This is a genomic window from Duganella qianjiadongensis, assembly GCF_009857915.1.
Lineage (GTDB): Bacteria > Pseudomonadota > Gammaproteobacteria > Burkholderiales > Burkholderiaceae_D > Rugamonas > Rugamonas qianjiadongensis.
In genome coordinates this window covers 87,418-105,130 of the sequence record NZ_WWCM01000005.1, presented here as the reverse complement: position 1 = coordinate 105,130, position 17,713 = coordinate 87,418, and the positions used below count along the sequence as shown (strand labels likewise).

General features: G+C 60.9%; 15 protein-coding genes. 2 read left to right on the top strand and 13 right to left on the bottom strand.

Features of this window, described 5'->3' with window-relative positions; translation table 11 throughout:
* Nucleotides 1-77 precede the first annotated feature (77 nt).
* The 8 genes from GTP27_RS09230 to GTP27_RS09195 all read right to left on the bottom strand — a co-directional run bounded on the left by GTP27_RS09230 (nucleotide 78) and on the right by GTP27_RS09195 (nucleotide 11,384).
* Nucleotides 78-743, bottom strand: a complete 666-nt coding sequence (locus GTP27_RS09230) for a response regulator (protein ID WP_161038898.1) — start codon at nucleotides 741-743, stop codon at nucleotides 78-80.
* A gap of 41 nt (nucleotides 744-784) precedes the next feature.
* Nucleotides 785-2,725, bottom strand: a complete 1,941-nt coding sequence (locus tag GTP27_RS09225; protein WP_161038897.1) for a type IV pili methyl-accepting chemotaxis transducer N-terminal domain-containing protein — start codon at nucleotides 2,723-2,725, stop codon at nucleotides 785-787.
* 91 nt (nucleotides 2,726-2,816) lie between these two features.
* Nucleotides 2,817-3,848: a GTP 3',8-cyclase MoaA gene (moaA, locus tag GTP27_RS09220; protein ID WP_161038896.1), complete on the bottom strand. Its 1,032-nt coding sequence runs from the start codon at nucleotides 3,846-3,848 to the stop codon at nucleotides 2,817-2,819.
* Nucleotides 3,849-3,985: 137 nt separating this feature from the next.
* Nucleotides 3,986-4,732: a peptidylprolyl isomerase gene (locus GTP27_RS09215; RefSeq protein WP_161038895.1), complete on the bottom strand. Its 747-nt coding sequence runs from the start codon at nucleotides 4,730-4,732 to the stop codon at nucleotides 3,986-3,988.
* Between the two features lie 9 nt (nucleotides 4,733-4,741).
* Nucleotides 4,742-5,425, bottom strand: a complete 684-nt coding sequence (narI, locus tag GTP27_RS09210) for a respiratory nitrate reductase subunit gamma (RefSeq protein ID WP_161038894.1) — start codon at nucleotides 5,423-5,425, stop codon at nucleotides 4,742-4,744.
* Between the two features lie 11 nt (nucleotides 5,426-5,436).
* The gene (narJ, locus tag GTP27_RS09205) at nucleotides 5,437-6,114 is read right to left on the bottom strand and encodes a nitrate reductase molybdenum cofactor assembly chaperone (protein ID WP_229633588.1); all 678 of its coding nucleotides are present in this window, start codon (nucleotides 6,112-6,114) and stop codon (nucleotides 5,437-5,439) included.
* On the bottom strand, nucleotides 6,107-7,663 hold the full coding sequence (gene narH, locus GTP27_RS09200; RefSeq protein WP_161038893.1) for a nitrate reductase subunit beta: 1,557 nt from the start codon (nucleotides 7,661-7,663) through the stop codon (nucleotides 6,107-6,109). Before narH ends, narJ begins: the two co-directional genes overlap by 8 nt.
* 19 nt (nucleotides 7,664-7,682) lie before the next feature.
* Nucleotides 7,683-11,384 carry a nitrate reductase subunit alpha gene (locus GTP27_RS09195; RefSeq protein WP_161038892.1) on the bottom strand — a complete coding sequence of 1,234 codons (3,702 nt, stop codon included), beginning with the start codon at nucleotides 11,382-11,384 and terminating at the stop codon, nucleotides 7,683-7,685.
* A gap of 262 nt (nucleotides 11,385-11,646) precedes the next feature.
* Between GTP27_RS09195 and GTP27_RS09190 the strand changes: the two genes are divergently transcribed.
* Both GTP27_RS09190 and GTP27_RS09185 read left to right on the top strand, forming a co-directional pair.
* The gene (locus GTP27_RS09190) at nucleotides 11,647-12,033 is read left to right on the top strand and encodes a hypothetical protein (RefSeq protein ID WP_161038891.1); all 387 of its coding nucleotides are present in this window, start codon (nucleotides 11,647-11,649) and stop codon (nucleotides 12,031-12,033) included.
* A gap of 5 nt (nucleotides 12,034-12,038) precedes the next feature.
* Nucleotides 12,039-12,263: a DUF3079 domain-containing protein gene (locus tag GTP27_RS09185; protein ID WP_161038890.1), complete on the top strand. Its 225-nt coding sequence runs from the start codon at nucleotides 12,039-12,041 to the stop codon at nucleotides 12,261-12,263.
* A 132-nt stretch (nucleotides 12,264-12,395) separates the two neighbouring features.
* Here GTP27_RS09185 and GTP27_RS09180 read toward each other — a convergent pair whose 3' ends face one another.
* The 5 genes from GTP27_RS09180 to GTP27_RS09160 form a co-directional block, all read right to left on the bottom strand.
* Nucleotides 12,396-13,190 (bottom strand): hypothetical protein, encoded by a 795-nt coding sequence (locus GTP27_RS09180; RefSeq protein WP_161038889.1) that lies wholly within the window; start codon nucleotides 13,188-13,190, stop codon nucleotides 12,396-12,398.
* A 284-nt stretch (nucleotides 13,191-13,474) separates the two neighbouring features.
* Entirely contained in the window at nucleotides 13,475-14,137 is a 663-nt protein-coding gene (locus GTP27_RS09175; protein ID WP_161038888.1) for a carbonic anhydrase, read from the bottom strand.
* Nucleotides 14,138-14,151: 14 nt separating this feature from the next.
* On the bottom strand, nucleotides 14,152-14,829 hold the full coding sequence (locus tag GTP27_RS09170; RefSeq protein ID WP_161038887.1) for a Crp/Fnr family transcriptional regulator: 678 nt from the start codon (nucleotides 14,827-14,829) through the stop codon (nucleotides 14,152-14,154).
* 26 nt (nucleotides 14,830-14,855) lie between these two features.
* Nucleotides 14,856-16,286, bottom strand: a complete 1,431-nt coding sequence (gene hemN, locus GTP27_RS09165) for an oxygen-independent coproporphyrinogen III oxidase (protein ID WP_161038886.1) — start codon at nucleotides 16,284-16,286, stop codon at nucleotides 14,856-14,858.
* Nucleotides 16,287-16,298: 12 nt separating this feature from the next.
* Nucleotides 16,299-17,684: a NarK family nitrate/nitrite MFS transporter gene (locus tag GTP27_RS09160; RefSeq protein WP_161038885.1), complete on the bottom strand. Its 1,386-nt coding sequence runs from the start codon at nucleotides 17,682-17,684 to the stop codon at nucleotides 16,299-16,301.
* Between the last annotated feature and the right edge of the window lie 29 nt (nucleotides 17,685-17,713).

Below are 17,713 nucleotides of genomic sequence, written 5' to 3'. Positions count from 1 at the left end.
CAGTACACTGACGGAGCGCCTCTGCGCTCCGTTGCTATTTGCAGGCGCCCTGCCTGCAACGCCGCTACCCTGCTACCTCAGACGCCGCTCTGGCGCCGGTGCTCCACTGCGTACACGGCGGCCTGTACGCGGCTGCTCAGCTTGAGCTTTTTCAGCACATTCTGCACATGGATCTTGACGGTGGATTCGGCCAGTTCCAGCGTGCGGGCGATGCTCTTGTTACTGCCGCCGCGCGCCAGACAGTCGAGAATCTCGCGCTCGCGCGGGGTCAGCTTGTCCAGTTCCGAGGCGGTGGCCGGTGCTGCACCACCCTGCAGCTGAGCTACCAGCTTGGCCGTCATGGCTTCCGCCACCACGGTTTCGCCGGCCGCGGCGCGGCGGATGGCGCGGGTCAGATAATCGGTATCGATATTTTTCAGCAGATAGCCGCTGGCGCCGGCGCGCAGGGCTGTGCTCAGGTCTTCCGCATCTTCCGACACAGTCAGCATCACCACGGCGCTATCAGGACAGTCCTGTAGTAGCAACTGCAGCGTTTCCAGCCCGGACATGCCGGGCATGTTCAGATCGAGCAGGATCACCTGCGGCTTGAGCTGCTGCGCCCGCTTAATGCCTTCCACGCCATCGGCTGCCTCGCCCACCACGGCAAAGTCGGCGTGCCGCTGCAGCAAGGAGCGTATGCCGCTGCGGAACAGCGTGTGGTCGTCGACCAGCAGCACGCTGATAGGGGTGTCCGGTGTATCCATGCAAAAAACCTCTCTCGTTAACTCTCGTCTATTGGTGTGCTTCAGGCAGCGCGCCGCTGGGCACGGGCCAGATGCAGCAACACTTCCGTGCCCTGCCCCGGCTGCGAGCGCACGTTCAGATCAGCCGCAATGCGCGCCGCCCGTTCGCGCATAATATGTATGCCTACATGGGATTCGCCCAGCGTATCGAGCGCGGAAGGCTCGAAACCGTGGCCATTGTCGCGAATGCTGAGCACGAAGTCATCGTGATCATCGAGCCTCACCCAGACCCGGCTGGCGCCCGCGTGCTTGCGCACATTCGACAGCGCTTCCTGCACGATGAACAGCAATTGCAGCTGCTGCTCGCTAGGGAATGGCGGACCCTGCGTTTCGGCCGCGATATCGACCGTAATACCGCTCTGGCGGCGGAATTTCTCCACCACGGCTTCGAGCGAACTGAGCAGATTGCCTTCCTGCAGGCGGGTACGGAAGTTGTGCAGCAGTTCGCGCACATCCTGATAGCTCTCGTCCACCCCGGCGCGCAAGGCTGGGACGATGCTCTCCACCTCTTCCCACTGGCGCTGCTGCATCGACTGTTCCAGCATCTGCACCTGCAGATTGAGGAAATTCAGGCCCTGGGCGATGCTGTCGTGCAGACCCTGCGCCACCAGATTGCGCTCTTCCGACACGGCCAGCTGGCGCGAACGTCCTTCCAGCCGCTGGTTTTCGATGGCCGTGCCGAGCAGCTGGCCCAGCGTTTCCAGCAGGGCCGTCTGGGCCGGACTGAATTCGGTGGCCTTGCGGAAGTGCAGATTGAAAAAGCCCAGATGCTGCTGCTGGGCATACAGGTGGAAGATGGAAACGGTGGCAAAGCCTTCCCTGTGGCATTCCAGCTGGTGCCCGCCATCCATCTTGCGCAGATCGTGGATCACCGCCACCTTTTTGACCACGGCCTCGCCGCACAGGCAGTCGCCCACTTTCAGGCAGCGCTCCGTTTCCACCAGACGATCCGAAATACCCTGCGACACCAGCATGTGCAGATTGCCCTGTATCGGGTCTAGGATGCGCACGGTGCCGCCATCGGCGCCGAAATACTCGCTGATACGCTGCAAAAAGCCGCGGCACATGGCCTCGGCCGGCTGCGGCTGCTGCAGGAAAGCTGCGCTGTCGTACAGCAGTGCCAGCTCGCGGTTCTGCTGCTCCAGCGCCTGCGTCTTGACGCTGACCATCTGTTCCAGATTGCCGTAGACGGCCTGCAGACGGTCGGCCATCTGGTTGAAGCCGCTGGCCAGCATGCCGAATTCATCGCTGCGGTCCACCGGCAGGCGCACGCCGAAGTCTTTTTCGCGCATCCGTTCCAGACCGCCCTGCAGACGGGTCACCGGCGCGACGATCATGTCGAACAGCAGATAGATGATGCTGACCGTGCCCACCATGGCCAGCCCCAGCAGGGTCAGCTGGGATGCGCGCAGCCAGAAAGTACGGTTTTCGCTGTCGCGTTCGATGCGCTGGACCAGTTCGTCCACCCGTCCCACAAAGCGCTCGCTGCGCTGCTGCAGAGCGCGCACACTGGCCGGCGTGGCAGCGGACTGACCCAGCCAGTCATGCGCCTGCGGCGCCAGTTCCGTGCGCCATTGCTGCAGTACGCCGCCAAACATATCGCGGATGCTGGACGTGGGCGGCAGGAACAGCGGACGCTGGGGATCGCCGCGCTGCAGCAGCTGCAGCTTTTCCTCCATCGCCTGCAACTGGTAAAGGATGTGTTCGCGCGTGCGCGGGTCTGCCCCCGCGTCATCGACCTGACCGGCCAGCATGGCCATGCGGTAGCTATCCATGCGCAAGCTGCCCGCCACGTTGATCGCGGCAGCACTGCCTTCCAGCTGCCACGACAGCAGCAGCGTCGACCCTATCACCAGCAGGGCGACGGCAAGAAAACTCAGCAGCAAGCCGACGATACGGGTCGACAGCTTGTGCCAGTTGGCAAAGAGAGTGGGCAGCACCATCAGCGGGCCTGTCCGGACGAAAAGTGTGCATAGCGCATGGCTGCTCCGGTGATGCAATACGTCATTCAGTATACACGGTGCTAGAGGGCGGCTAGCCGCCCGTTTGCGACATAAAACGGATAATCTTTTCCGGCTGGCGGCCGAAATCATGCTGCTCCGGTTTCAGCTCGATGGCAGCGCGGATGGCCGCTTCCAGTTCGGCATCGCTGGCGCCGCCGCGCAGCAAAGGCCGCAGCGGATACTGCTGCTCCTGCCCCAGACACAGATACAGCGTGCCATCGACCGACAGGCGCACCCGGTTGCAGGTAGCGCAGAAGTGCTGCGACATGGGCGTGATGTAGCCTATCGCCGCACTGCCATCGGCCGTGCTCCAGTAGCGCGCCGGTCCGCCGCCGATTTCCAGCGCCTGCGGACGCAGGTCGAAGCGGCGTGCCAGCCTTTCCTGCACGGGGCCCAGATTCAGGTAGGCCGTATTGCGTCCTGTCTCGCCCATGGGCATCACTTCGATCAGGCGCAGAACGAAGTGCTGTTCGATGCAGAATGCCGCCACGGCGTCGATCTCGGCATCGTTCACGCCCAGCATGGCAACCATGTTGATCTTGATAGGCGCCAGACCCGCTGCCTTGGCCGCCTGCAGGCCGGCCAGCACGGACGGCAGGCAGTCGCGCCCCGTAATGCCTTTCATGCAGTCGCGGTCCAGCGTATCGAGGCTGACGTTGACGCGGCTGACACCGGCCGCATACAGTTCGTCGGCATAGCGGGCCAGCCGCGTGCCGTTGGTGGAGAGCGATAGATCGCGCAGGCCGGGCAAGACCGCCAGACGCTGCGCCAGCTGCGGCAGGCCGCGCCGCGTCAGCGGCTCGCCGCCGGTCAGGCGCACGCGCGAGGTGCCGAGGCGGGCAAACGCCGCCACCACCCGTTCGATCTCGTCGAAACTGAGCCAGTCCGGCGGGTCTTCATAGCCTTTGAAACCGCTGGGCATGCAGTAGGTGCAGCGCAGATCGCAGCGGTCGGTCACCGACACGCGCAGATAATCGATGCTGCGGCCAAAACGGTCGCTCAGGCGCGGCGTCTGCGGGTGCAGGCCAGTGCCCGCGGCGGTGGGGAAAAGTTCGCCTGACATCGGCGCACTCCTGTCTGATTGGGATGCTTCATTTTAACGTCGCCAGCGCGCGCTGAAACTGCCCATGACGACGTAGCCGGCCTAGTCCTTTCAGACTAGGCCGGCTACGTGGTACTGCAGAAGATTGTGACTTGCAATTACTGCACCAGTGGCGATTGCGCTCCTTCCAGCGTTATACCTTCGATACCGGCACGCCCCACCAGTATGTGCAGATACTGGTGCAAGGCGCGCTGCCATGCCTGCCGCTGCAACTCGTCAGCAATCTGGGCCCGCACGGTGGCGAAGGGAATCACGGCACCGGCCACGCGCCGCTTCACCTGCACGATGTGCAGGCCGAAGCGGGTCTCCAGCAAGCGCCCTGCCAGCTCGCCTTCCTGCAGGCGGAACAGCAGTTCCTCGAACTCGGGCACGCAAGCGCCCCGCCCCAGCTGGCCCAGATTGCCGCCTATGGCACCGGACGGACAATTGGAATACTGTGCGGCCAGTTCCTCGAAACGCTCGGGCCGCGCCTGCAGCTCGGCCAGTATCAGTTCAGCCGTCTGGCGCAGCATATCCAGCGGCGCCGATGGCGTTACCTGGAACAGGATATGGCGCGCTTCCACCAGATCGCCGCTACGGAAACGCTCCGGCTGGCTCATGTAGTAGCGCAGACAGGCTTCGTCGTCCGCCAGCGGCACTTTGACTTCCTGCGCAAACAGGGCTTCGATGCGGTCATCCTCATCGCCGGCCTGTAGGCCCAGCGCCGCCGCTTCCTGCAACAGCACCCGGCGCAGGATCACTTCATGCACGGCCGCCTGCACGGGATTGGCCGCCTGCTGGTGGTGCGCCAGCTCCGCTTCGATCTCGCTATCGGCTACATCGACACCATTGACTGAGATACCCATGATGACTCCTTAGCGTGGACGCACCAGCTGATAGGCGCGACCCAGATAGGTGACGGCGCCGAAACCGCTCCACACGTGCACCAGACGGGTGAACGGGAAGATCACGAACAGCGACATGCCCATGAACAGGTGCAGCTTGAAGATCAGCGGTGCGGTCAGAATCAGATCGGCGGCATCGCCACGGAAGGTCACCACATGCTGGGCCCAGCCCATCAGCAGCACCATCATGTGGCCATCCATATGGCCAGCCGACACGAAGATGGACGACAGGCCCAGCAGCAGCGTTGCCAGCAGCCACAGCAGAACCAGCTTGTCTTTCCACGTGCTGCGCGCGGCCACACGCTCGTTGCTCAGGCGGCGGCCCAGCAGCATCAGCAGGCCGATCAGGCAGAGCGAGCCCATGGTGCCACCGGCTACCATGGCCACCAGCTGCTTGGTACCGTGTTCCACGCCCAGCGCGTCCCACACCCACACTGGCGTGAGCAGACCGGCAGCGTGGCCGAAGAACAGCCCCAGCACGCCGATGTGGAACAGCGGGCTGCCCAGACGCAGCATGCCGTTATTGAACACCTGACTGGATTCCGACTTCCAGGTGTACTGCTCGCGGTCGAAGCGGATCAGGCTGCCGAGCAGGAAGATCGCCAGCGCGATATACGGATAGATACCGAATAAAAATTGATGCAGATAGTTCATGGCGCTCTCCTTCAGTGACGCTGCGGCGCTGCCGCCTTGGGATAGAAATTGACGGGATGACTACCATCCATGCGCGGTTTCAGCAGCGGTTCGATGCCGTCGGCGCCGGGGCCGAAGGTTTCCAGCGCTTCGTCCATATCGCGCACGGGCGGCTCGCTCAGCTCTTCCGCCACCACATTGGTCAGCGTCTGCAGCAGTTCGAACACACAGGCGTACGGGCTGCCATTGGCGCGCAGCTTGCGGCCGATGTAGGCCAGCACGTGGATGGCATCACCGAGCAGGCGCTCCGCTTCCGCCTCGTCCTGCAGCGACAGGAATTCGAGGAACAGCGGCACGTAGTCGGGCAGATCGTCGCCCACCATCTGCAAACCGTGACGGCTGTATTCCGCCAGCAGGTCCACCATGGCCTGGCCACGGTCGCGCGACTCGCCATGAATATGCTCGAACAGATGCAGCGAATGCGAGGGATTGCGGTCGAAGGTCATCACATACTGCTGCTGCAGGTCGATCAGGGGCGTAGCGGCCAGATGGGCGAACAGCGGTGCCAGCGCGCCCTGCCAGTTACGCGGGATCAGCGCTTGCAGGGCCTCGCGTTCCTGCAGCAGCTCCGCTTCCGGATACTGCAGCAGAATGGAGAGCAGCTGGAAGCCCGAGGTAGCCATTTCCTTGCTTGCTTGGGCTTCAGACATCGAGATTCTCCTTTTTCTTGCGCGATTTCGGCATCATCATGAAGATTTCCGAACCGTGCTTGCGTTTGCCGAACAGGCTGGCGTCGCTGACGCCATCCGAACAGCCGTTACCGAAGCTGAAGCCGCAACTGCCCTTCTCGTTGAAGCTGTCCTCGGCCATTTCCTTGTGGCTGCTAGGGATCACGAAGCGGTCTTCGTAGTTGGCAATCGCCATAATGTGGTACATGTCTTCCACCATGGCGGGCTCCAGACCTACCTGCTTGAGCACTTCCAGATCCGGCGTCGGCGCCACATGCTTGCTGCGCATGTAGGCGCGCATGGCCAGCATGCGGTCCAGTGCCGTCAGTACCGGGCGCTGGTCACCAGCCGTCAGCAGGTTGGCCAGATACTGCACGGGGATACGCAGGCTGGCGGTGTCCGGCAGGATGCCGTTCTTGCCCAGACGGCCGGATTCGGCGGCAGCCTGTATCGGCGACAGTGGCGGGATATACCACACCATCGGCAGCGTGCGGTATTCAGGGTGCAGCGGGAAAGCCACCTTCCACTCCACCGCCATCTTGTACACGGGCGAACGCTTGGCCGATTCCAGCCAAGAATCAGGTATGCCCTGACGGCGTGCTTCTTCGATGATGGCCGGATCGTGCGGATCGAGGAACAGACCCAGTTGCGACGGATACAGGTCGCGCGGATCGGCCACCGAGGCCGCCGCTTCGATCTTGTCGGCGTCGTACAGCAGCACGCCCAGGTAGCGGATACGGCCCACGCAGGTTTCCGAGCACACGGTAGGCTGGCCCGCTTCGATACGCGGGTAGCAGAAGGTGCACTTCTCGGCCTTGCCGGACGACCAGTTGTAATAGATCTTCTTGTACGGGCAGCCGGAGATGCACATACGCCAGCCGCGGCATTTATCCTGATCGATCAGCACGATGCCGTCGTCTTCGCGCTTGTACACGGAACCGGACGGGCACGATGCCACGCAGGTCGGGTTCAGGCAGTGTTCGCACAGACGTGGCAAGTACATCATGAAGGTGTTTTCGAAAGTACCGTACATCTCCTTCTGCATGCCATCGAACAGCGCATCCTGGCTACGCTGGGCAAACTCGCCACCCAGATCGTCTTCCCAGTTCGGGCCCCATTCGATCTTGTCCATCTTCTTGCCCGTAATGACGGAGATAGGACGGGCAGTCGGTGGCGTCTCCGACAGCGGCGCATTCTGCAGGCGCTCGTAATCGTAGGTGAAGGGCTCGTAGTATTCGTCGATCTGCGGCAGATTGGGGTTGGCGAAGATCTGCGACAGGATTTTCAGGCGGCTACCCTGACGCGGCTCGATCTTGCCCGCGTCGGTACGGCGCCAGCCGCCATTCCACTTGTTCTGGTTTTCCCACTGCTTGGGATAACCCACGCCCGGTTTGGTTTCGACGTTGTTAAACCATGCATATTCCACACCGTCACGGCTGGTCCACACGTTTTTGCAGGTTACCGAACAGGTATGGCATCCAATGCACTTGTCCAGATTCAGCACCATGCCGATTTGTGCTCTGATTTTCATGTATCGCTCCGTCTCTTTCTCAGCCGTGGGCCTTTTCATTCAACGGGCCTTCCAGCCAGTCGACTTTGTTCATCTTCCGTACCAGCACGAATTCATCGCGGTTGGAACCCACCGTGCCGTAGTAGTTGAAGCCCCACGACAGCTGGGCATAACCACCGATCATGTGGGTAGGCTTGGTCACAGCACGGGTGACCGAGTTGTGGATACCGCCACGTTTGCCCGACATTTCCGCACCGGGCACATTGATGATTTTTTCCTGTGCGTGATACATCAGCGTCATGCCTTCCGGTACGCGCTGGCTGACTATCGCCCGCGCCGTCAGCGTGCCGTTGACGTTGAACACCTCGATCCAGTCGTTATCGACGATGCCGGCAGCCTTGGCGTCCACTTCCGACAGCCATACGTGAGGACCGCCACGGGACAGGGTCAGCATGCGCAGATTGTCCGAATAGGTCGAGTGGATGCCCCACTTCTGGTGCGGCGTGATCCAGTTCAGCGCAATCTCTTTATTCCCGTTCGGCTGGGCGCCCAGCATGGAGGCCGTGGTCTTGGTGTTGATGGCCGGCTTGTACACGCACAGACCCTCGCCAAAATCACGCATCCAGCGGTGATCCTGGTAGAACTGCTGGCGGCCCGTCAGGGTGCGCCATGGGATCAGTTCATGCACGTTGGTATAGCAGGCATTGTAGCTGACTTCTTCCGATTCCAGACCGGACCAGGTGGGCGACGAAATAATCTTGCGTGGCTGGGCCTGTACATCGCGGAAGCGGATGCTGTCATGCTCGCGTGGCAGCGCCAGATGGGTGTGGTCGCGGCCCGTGATCTTGGACAGCGCATCCCATGCTTTCACGGCTACGTGGCCATTGGTTTCCGGCGCCAGCGACAGTATCATCTCGGCCGCGTCGATGGCGGTTTCCAGCCGCGGCTGGCCTTTGCCCACCGTGTCGGCCTGCACCGTGCGGTTGATGCCGCGCAGGATTTCCACTTCATGGCCCGTCTTCCAGCTGATGCCCTTGCCGCCATTACCGAGTTTTTCCAGCAATGGACCGATCGAAGTGAACTTCTGGTGAATCTTCGTATAGTCGCGTTCCACCACGGTGAAGTTAGGCATGGTCTTGCCCGGAATCGGTTCGCACTCGCCGGCGCGCCAGTCTTTCGGATCGAAAGGCTGACCCAGTTCGCCCGGGGTGTCGTGCATCAGCGGGGTCAGCACCAGATCCTGCTGGGTGCCCAGGTAAGGACCGCCGATTTCTTCGAACTTCTTGGCCAGACCCTTGTAGATTTCCCAGTCCGACTTCGATTGCCACAGCGGCTGCACGGCTTCCGACAGCGGGTGGATGAAGGGGTGCATGTCCGAAGTGTTCAGGTCGTCCTTCTCGTACCACGTCGCGGTCGGCAGCACGATATCGCCATACAGACAGGTGGTGGACATACGGAAGTCCAGCACCACCAGCAGATCGAGCTTGCCTTCGGCAGCCGGACGCACTTTCACGTCGCGCGGCTTGATGCAGTGCTCTTCGTCGCTCATCAGCGCATTCTGGGTACCGAGCAAATACTTGAGGAAGTACTCGTGGCCCTTGCCCGAGCTGCCCAGAATATTCGAGCGCCAGACGAACATATTGCGCGGGAAGTTGGCCGGATTGTCCGGATCATCGCAGGAGAATTCCAGCTGCTTGTTCTTGATCTGGCTGACCGCGTAGGCCACGGGTGCAACGCCGGCAGCTTCGGCAGCGCGGGTCACTTCCAGCGGGTTGGTCTGCAGCTGCGGTGCCGATGGCAGCCAGCCCAGACGTTCGGCCTTGGCGTTGTAGTCGAGCAGCGACATCGGTGCCACATCGGCGCCTGCCGTCGGCGAGGAGATTTCTTCCGTGTGCAGCTTTTCGTGGCGCCACTGGCTGGTATGGTTGTAGAAGAACGAGGTGCCGTTCATCTGGCGCATAGGACGGTTCCAGTCCTGTGCGAAGGCCAGCGGCGTCCAGCCGGTTTGCGGACGCAGTTTTTCCTGACCTACGTAGTGGGCCCAGCCGCCGCCCGACTGGCCCACGCAACCGCACATCATCAGCATGTTGATGATGCCGCGATAGGTCATGTCCATGTGGTACCAGTGGTTCAGTGCCGCACCGACGATGACCATGCTCTTGCCGCGCGTCTGGTCGGCATTCTCGGCGAACTGGCGCGCTACGGTGATCACGTCTGCGGCTTTTACGCCCGTATGCTTGACCTGCCATGCCGGGGTGTATGGCACGTCTTCTTCATAGCTGCTAGCGACATTGCCGCCGCCGAGGCCACGGTCGATGCCGTAGTTGGCCATGGTCAGATCGAATACGGTAGCCACCAGCACGGTGCTGCCATCGGCCAGCGTCAGACGCTTGACGGGGACGTTGCGCATCAGCAGATCGCTGGCATCCTTGCCGCCAAAGTAGGCAAAGCCCACCGGCACCACGTCATCGGCGCAATCGATCAGCGACAGTTGCGGATCGACGGGAGCGCCACTGCTACCCTGCTTCATCTCCAGATTCCACTTGCCCGTTTCGCCCCAGCGGAAGCCGATGGAGCCGGCAGGTGCGACGATCTGGCCGCTGGCCTGATCGATGACCAGGGTCTTCCAGTCCGGATTATTGGTTTCGTCGAGGTTATTGGCGAGGTGCGAAGCGCGCAGGAAGTACTCGGGCGCCAGCGTGCCGTTCTGCTCTTTCAGCAGCACCAGCATGGGGAAGTCGGTGTACTGCTTGGCGTATTCCTTGAAGTAGGCCGATTGGCCAGCCGTGTGGTATTCCTTCAGAATCACGTGGCCCATGGCCATGGCCAGCGCTGCATCGGTGCCCTGCTTCGGTGCCAGCCAGATGTCGCCGAACTTGGCCATTTCGCCGAAGTCGGACGACACGGCCACGGTCTTGGTGCCCTTGTAGCGCACTTCCGTGTAGAAGTGGGCATCCGGGGTACGGGTCATCGGCACATTCGAGCCCCATACCATCAGGTAGGTGGAGTTATACCAGTCAGCCGATTCCGGCACGTCGGTCTGTTCGCCCCAGATCTGCGGGCTCGATGGCGGCAGATCGCAATACCAGTCGTAGAAGCTCAGCGCCACGCCGCCGATCAGCGACAGATAGCGGGTACCGGCTGCATAGCTGACCATGGACATGGCGGGAATCGGCGAGAAGCCGACGATACGGTCAGGGCCGTATTTCTTGATGGTCAGCGCATTGGCGGCAGCAATCATCTCGTTGGCTTCGTCCCAGCTGGCGCGTACGAAGCCGCCCAGACCGCGCACGGATTTGTAGCGCGCTGCCCGTTCCGGATTCTGGCTCACGTAGTCCCATGCTGCGATCGGGTCCATGCTCTTGCGCGCTTCGCGCCACATTTCCATCAGACGGCCACGGATCATCGGGTATTTGACGCGCTGGGCCGAATACACATACCACGAGTAGCTGGCGCCCCGTGGGCAGCCGCGTGGTTCGTGGTTAGGCAGATCGGGACGGGTACGGGGATAATCGGTCTGCTGGGTTTCCCAGGTAATCAGGCCGTTCTTGACATACACCTTCCAGCTGCACGAACCCGTGCAGTTGACGCCGTGCGTGGAGCGCACGATCTTGTCGTGCTGCCAGCGCTGGCGATAGGCGTTTTCCCAAGTGCGATCTTCCTGCACGACGGCGCCGTGACCGCCCGAGAATGTCGACGTAGTTTTGCTGAAGAATTTCAGGCGATCCAGAAAATGACTCATGCTGCCTCCTCACTGACACCCGGCACTGTGCCGGGTATGCGGTCCCATGCAACATGCACGGACTCGACTATGTTGCAAGTCTAAGCAGCGGCCCATTCGGTGGGAATCGGCAAGAAGGTCATCTGGCAGGGTGAGAAGGACTAGGGCTTATAGGCCATAGTGACTAGGCCTGATCATCCCTTACGGCAATTTTCAATGAGGGGCTTGAAGGGTATCGTTAGCGTGTACAACCATTGCTCTAGCGAGCTAGCCGAGGAATCCCATGCAAATTACTAGTTTCGAAGACCTGATTCTGGCAGCGGCCATGCAGGCCCAGCCGCAGCGCCTGCTGATCGCCTTTGCCGTGGCCGAAGCCGAGCCTGACCCTGCCCCCGGCACGGTGGGCCGCACCACGCTGGTGCCGGTGATGTGCGTGGACAAGCAGGTAGGCGAACTCGACACGTATGCCAATCTGGTGGCAGAAGCCCAGACCATGGGTCAGCCGTGGGACGTGATGCTGATTTCCACCCTGTCCGGCCAGAATGGCGTGCTGCCCGATCCGCAGCGCACCGACGCTGCCTTTAACCAGATGCTGGGCCATATCCAGCAAGGCCAGATGGACCGCATGCTGGCCTTCGACCGCAGCGGCGACCTGCTGCACTACCACTGAGCGCAGTGGCCAAACGCTTTCCCATCCACCCCGCCAAGCCCGAGCTGATCTGCTGGGGCTGCGACAAATATTGTCCGGCCGATAGCATGGCCTGCGGTAACGGCTCCGACCGCACCCAGCATCCGGTCGAGCTGTTCGGCCCGGACTGGGATACCTTCGGGCTCAACGCGCACGATGCAGCGCAGGAAAACGATAAAGCCCCTGCTGGACCAGACCTCAGCCTGGAATAAGGTAAGCTACACTTGGCGCATGCGATGGTGCACAGCCCGGCAAAGCGTACGATCCCACGTCGACCTGAACCGTTCTATTGGCCCGCCGAAATCGCTGCCGCCACCGATAGGTCCGTCCATCCCATGATTTAGTTACATCTTACGGTAACGGATAATCGAGCTAGCTACGAATTCGCCAAATTGTCCCAGCGCGTACCCTGCGAAACCAAGAGGAAAGGCGACAAGTGGTGTTACTACAGCCGTTATGGGTACTATAAGAAGAGCGGCCGGACCAGCAATTGGCAGGCAACAGAGTGCTGGTATGACGCTGCCCGCAGTTGTAGCGGCCGTCACTTTTATGCAAAATTTGCCGGCGTCGTTAAGACTCAATTTAATTGCTTTCAAGAAGCGGGAGCCGAGATTTGGACCAATTGCTTTCGAGAATTGCGATTTGGAACTCGTCTCCGTCAGGGACCGTATCGGCGTGCTAGTGCTGTTGACAGCGCCTTTACTTGACGCGAGACCCGCCGCTGCCGCCTGTTTCATATCGACAGTCTCCCTTCGAGGCGAGCCGCCCGCCTGCGACGCTGGGACGCCCTTCTTCGGGGCGCCTGCGCCATCAGAATCCCGTCGCTTTACTTCCTCATGCGCACATAGGATATTGCGTTCCTCTTTTTTAAGTAATGCAGCCGTCGGATGTATGTCCGTCGAAGTGTCACAGTCCGAAGACGAGTTCGCCTTAGATTCCGGGCTGACGCGCTGACCGAACAGAACTTCAAATTGCTGAACCCTGCCCATCAGGCTCGGCGAAATGTGCTTCGAATATGAACACTTTTGCCGCGCATGAGCAGTATCTGTACTGCAAACGGTGTTGAACAGTGTTGAAGGCGTACGGCTCGGCAATTGCCGCGATGGAGATAAATCTTCTGACTGGGTAATAGTCAACATGTATGCACCTACGAGGGATAAAAATTAATCATTAAGTGCATGAGTAATTTTTGCGTAGGAAAAGTTCAAATTGAATGCGCCACCGTTTTCTGGAAGTGGACGCGACCATGTTCGGCGATGAGGTATGTAAAGCTAGTGCCGGGTTCGTCGTCTATGCTTGAACAATAATGAAGCGGCCATCGTGGTTCACCCGTAGCGTGGGGTTTTACAACTCTAGCGCACGCAGAGAAGCTCCATTTGAGGCGAGAATTTGTCTAGCCTCCTAAAAGCCGCCCAAATATCGCTTACGCAGTAGCATCCTGCCGTTCAGGCAGCGAGCCGACCAGCGGCAGGAAGGCATGCTGGCGCGCTGAATAGGCCATCAGTGCACCCTTCTCCAGATCGAAATACCAGCCGTGCAGTTTGAGCAGGCCCTGCTCCACGCGGCGTTTGAGCCATGGATAGGTCATCAGATTGTCGAGCGAAAGCAGGATGCTGGCCAGCTCGCAAGCCTGATGCTGCTCGGCGCTGCTGCGGTGGGCCAGATCGCGCCGCACCCGCTCGGCCACCGGCTCGGCCACGCGCATCCACTGGTTGACGAAATCCGTTTCGCGCTCCGCTTTACGGGGCGACATCACGGCGCGGATGCCGCCGCAGCGCGCATGGCCGAGGATGATGATGCGCTCGACTTCCAGTTCGCATACGGCGAACTCGATGGCCGAACTGACGCCGGCCGACGCCGTGGGCGTGCATGCCGGCACCAGATTGGCGATATTGCGCACCACGAACAGATCGCCCGGGTCGCTGCCCGTCAGCAGCATGGGATCGACGCGCGAATCGCAGCAGCCGATCAGCAAGGTGCTGGGCTTCTGGCCCTGGCGCAGGCTGTCGAACAGTCCCTGGCTATCCTGAAAATACTGCTGCTGGAACCGGCTGAAGCCATTGATGAATTTTTCGATATCTTCCATTTCAGCCTCCGCTTTTATTCCGCACAGCGGCGCAGCCCAGCCCGATCCAGCAAACTGATCTGGCGACCCTTGAAGGTAATCAGCTGTTGCGAGCACAGGTCGGCCAGTATGCGCGAGAAGTGCTCGGGCGTGAGATTGAGGCGCGAGGCCAGCACGCCCTTGGATGCCGCCAGCGTGAACTGGTCGCCGCCATCGGGAAATTCGCGCAGCAGATAGGCCGCCACGCGCTGGGTGCCGGAGCGCAGCGAGTACGACTCCATATCGCACATCAGGCTATGCATGCGCTGGCTCAGGCCTGCCAGCATCTTGTGGGCGAAGCTCGAATCATTATCGATTTCGCGGAAGATGGTGGGCTTGGCTACGTGCAGCAGCAAGGTGTCTTCCGTGGCCTGGGCCGACACGATGTAGGGGCTGCCCATGAACATCAGCGCCTCGCCGAAGCTGTGGCCGGGGCCTATCAGTTCGATGACTTTTTCCGCGCCGCCGGCCGAGGTAAAGGACAGTTTGATCTGGCCGAACACTACCTGATGGAAGCCGATGCAGGGATCGCCGCGCTCGAACACCATCTGGCCACGTTCCAGCCGCACCTCGGTGGTACCGAGCGCGATGCGGTCCAGTTCTTCCGCCCGCATGGAGGCAAACAGCGGCACCCGCGACAGGAAAGTCTGTACCTTGATCTTACTTTTATCCATATATTGTCGTGCTACTGAGATATTGCTTAGATAGTACGCGAATAGCGCAGCACCTGTGGGCCCTCTACTTTAGGCAGGTGCAGATACTGGTCGAAGGCCATGCAGATATTGCGGATCAGCAGACGGCCGCGCATTTTCACGCGTACGCCACGGCTGCCCACGCACAGCAGGCCCAGTTCTTCCAGCGGTTTCAGGCGCTCCAGCTCGGCCGCGAAATATTCGGGGCCGCTAACGCCTTCCGGTAGTGGCAGATCGTCGTAATCGAGGATGAAATTGCACATCAGCCGGTTAATGGCGGTGCGCCGGATTACGTCGTCCGCGTTCAGGGTAATGCCGCGGGCAATCGGCAAGGCACCAGCAGCTATACGCTCATAATAGGCCGTCAGGGTTTTCTCGTTCTGGCTGTAGCTGTTGCCGACGGCGCTAATGGCCGACACGCCCAGCGCCACCATGGGCGCATCGGCGTGGGTGGAATAGCCCTGGAAATTGCGCTGCAGTTTGCCCACTTCGCGGCTGCGCGCCAGATCGTCTTCCGGCAGGGCGAAATGGTCCATGCCGATATACACGTAACCTGCACCCGTCAACTTTTCGATGCACAGGCCCAGCATGGCCAGACGGGTTTCGCCATCGGGCAGATCGGCCTCGTTGATCAGCTTCTGCGCCTTGAACAGATTCGGCATATGGGCATAGTTGTACACCGCCACACGATCCGGACGGGCCGCAATGATGCGGTCCAAGGTAGGGCCGAAGCTAGCCACGCTCTGCAGCGGCAGGCCGTAAATCAGATCGACGCTGACGGAGCGAAAGCCATAATCGCGCGCGGCTTGCAGCACGGCCAGCGTCTGCTCGGGCGACTGCACGCGGTTGACGGCTTTCTGCACCTCTGCATCGAAGTCCTGCACGCCCAGACTCAGGCGGTTGAAGCCCTGCCGGCGCAGCACGCCGATACGCTCGGGCGACACGGTACGGGGATCGACTTCGATCGAGAACTCGCCCTCTTCATCGCTGACGAATGCGAAATCCTCGCGCAGACGGGCCAGCAGCTCGTCCATCTGCTCATCGGTCAGATAAGTGGGCGTGCCGCCGCCGAAGTGCAGCTGCGACACGGCGCGGCCACGCCCCAGCAGCGCCACCTGCATGGCGATTTCGCGGTACAGATAGGACAGATATTCGGCTGCCTTGCCCTGTTCCTGCGTGATGATCTTGTTGCAGCCGCAGTAGTAGCATAGCGAAGCGCAGAAGGGAATATGCACGTACAGCGACAGCGGCGCCGCCGCGCCCTCCGCGCTCAGGCTGCCGATGGCAGCCTGATAGGCGGCGATGCCATAACCACCGTGGAAGCGGTCCGCCGTGGGATAGGACGTGTAGCGCGGACCGTTCAGGGTCAGCTTGCGGATCAGCGCTGCATCAAACAGTTCCGTGCGGTTCACCACAGCGGCGGCATCAAGGTCAGACATTTCAAACTCCGTTTAGCAAGGCATGGCCGCATTTTTACGGGCGTAGCACCACCACGTAATGGCGATGCAGCTCATGTAGAAAGCAATGAAGCACCACAGCGCAGCGTCCGGACCGCCCGTCATCGCAATCGAGGTGCCATAGCTCTTCGGAATGAAGAATGCACCGTAGGCGGCGACCGCCGAAGTGAAGCCCAGCACTGCAGCACCTTCCTTATTGGCGTCAACGATCGCTTGCTGCTGTTCGGCTTGCGATTTGCCAGCTGCGGCACGCTGACGCTCGGTCATGAAGATTACAGGAATCATGCGGAAGGTGGAAGCGTTGCCCACACCGGTACCGGCAAACAGCGCCATGAACATCCAGAAGAATCCGGTGAAATTGCCGGCAGCGCCGCCATGGGGCAGGAAGCTGATCACGCCGTACACGGCAGCGATCATGCCCACAAACGTCCATACCGTGACCTTGGCGCCGCCCAGCTTGTCGGCGATCACACCGCCGATCACCCGGGCCAGTGCACCGACCAAGGGGCCGAGGAAGGCGTACTGCAGCGGGTTCACATCCGGGAACTGGGTTTTGATCAGCAGCGGGAAGCCAGCCGAGTAGCCGATGAAGGAGCCGAAAGTACCCGTGTACAGCCAGCACATCAGCCAGTTATGTTTGCGCTTGAAGATCACCGCCTGATCGGCAAACGACGCTTTGGCCGATGCCAGATCATTCATGCCGAACCATGCCAGCAGCGCACTCACGGCAATGAAAGGCACCCAGATGAAACCGGCATTCTGCAGCCACATGGTGCTGCTCTTGCCCGCTTTAACAGCCGTCTGGGCGTCACCGCCGAGGGTGCCGAACACGCCGGCGGTAATCACCAGCGGCACCACGAACTGCACGGCCGACACGCCCAGATTGCCCAGGCCGGCGTTCATGCCCAGCGCATAACCCTTTTGCGCTTTCGGGAAGAAGAAGCTGATGTTGGCCATGGACGATGCGAAGTTGCCGCCACCGAAGCCGCACAGCAACGCCAGGATCAGCATGGTGGGATAGCCGGTGCTCACATCCTGCACGGCAAAGCCTATGCCCAGCGCCGGTATCAGCAGCGAAGCGGTGGAAATCGTGGTCCACTTGCGGCCGCCGAAAATAGGCACCATGAAGGAGTAGAAGATACGCAGCGTAGCGCCGGACAGGCCGGGCAGCGCCGTCAGCCAGAACAGCTGGTTGGTACTGTACTGGAAGCCGATGGCAGGCAGATTCACCACCACCACGCTCCACACCATCCACACGGCAAACGCCAGCGCCAGTGCAGGTATCGAGATCCACAGATTGCGGTTGGCCGTATCGCGGCCGCCGCTGGTCCAGAACGTGGCGCTCTCTGGCTCCCACGTATTGATCATATATTTGCTCATGAATTTCTCCTAAAAATACGATAGCCCGC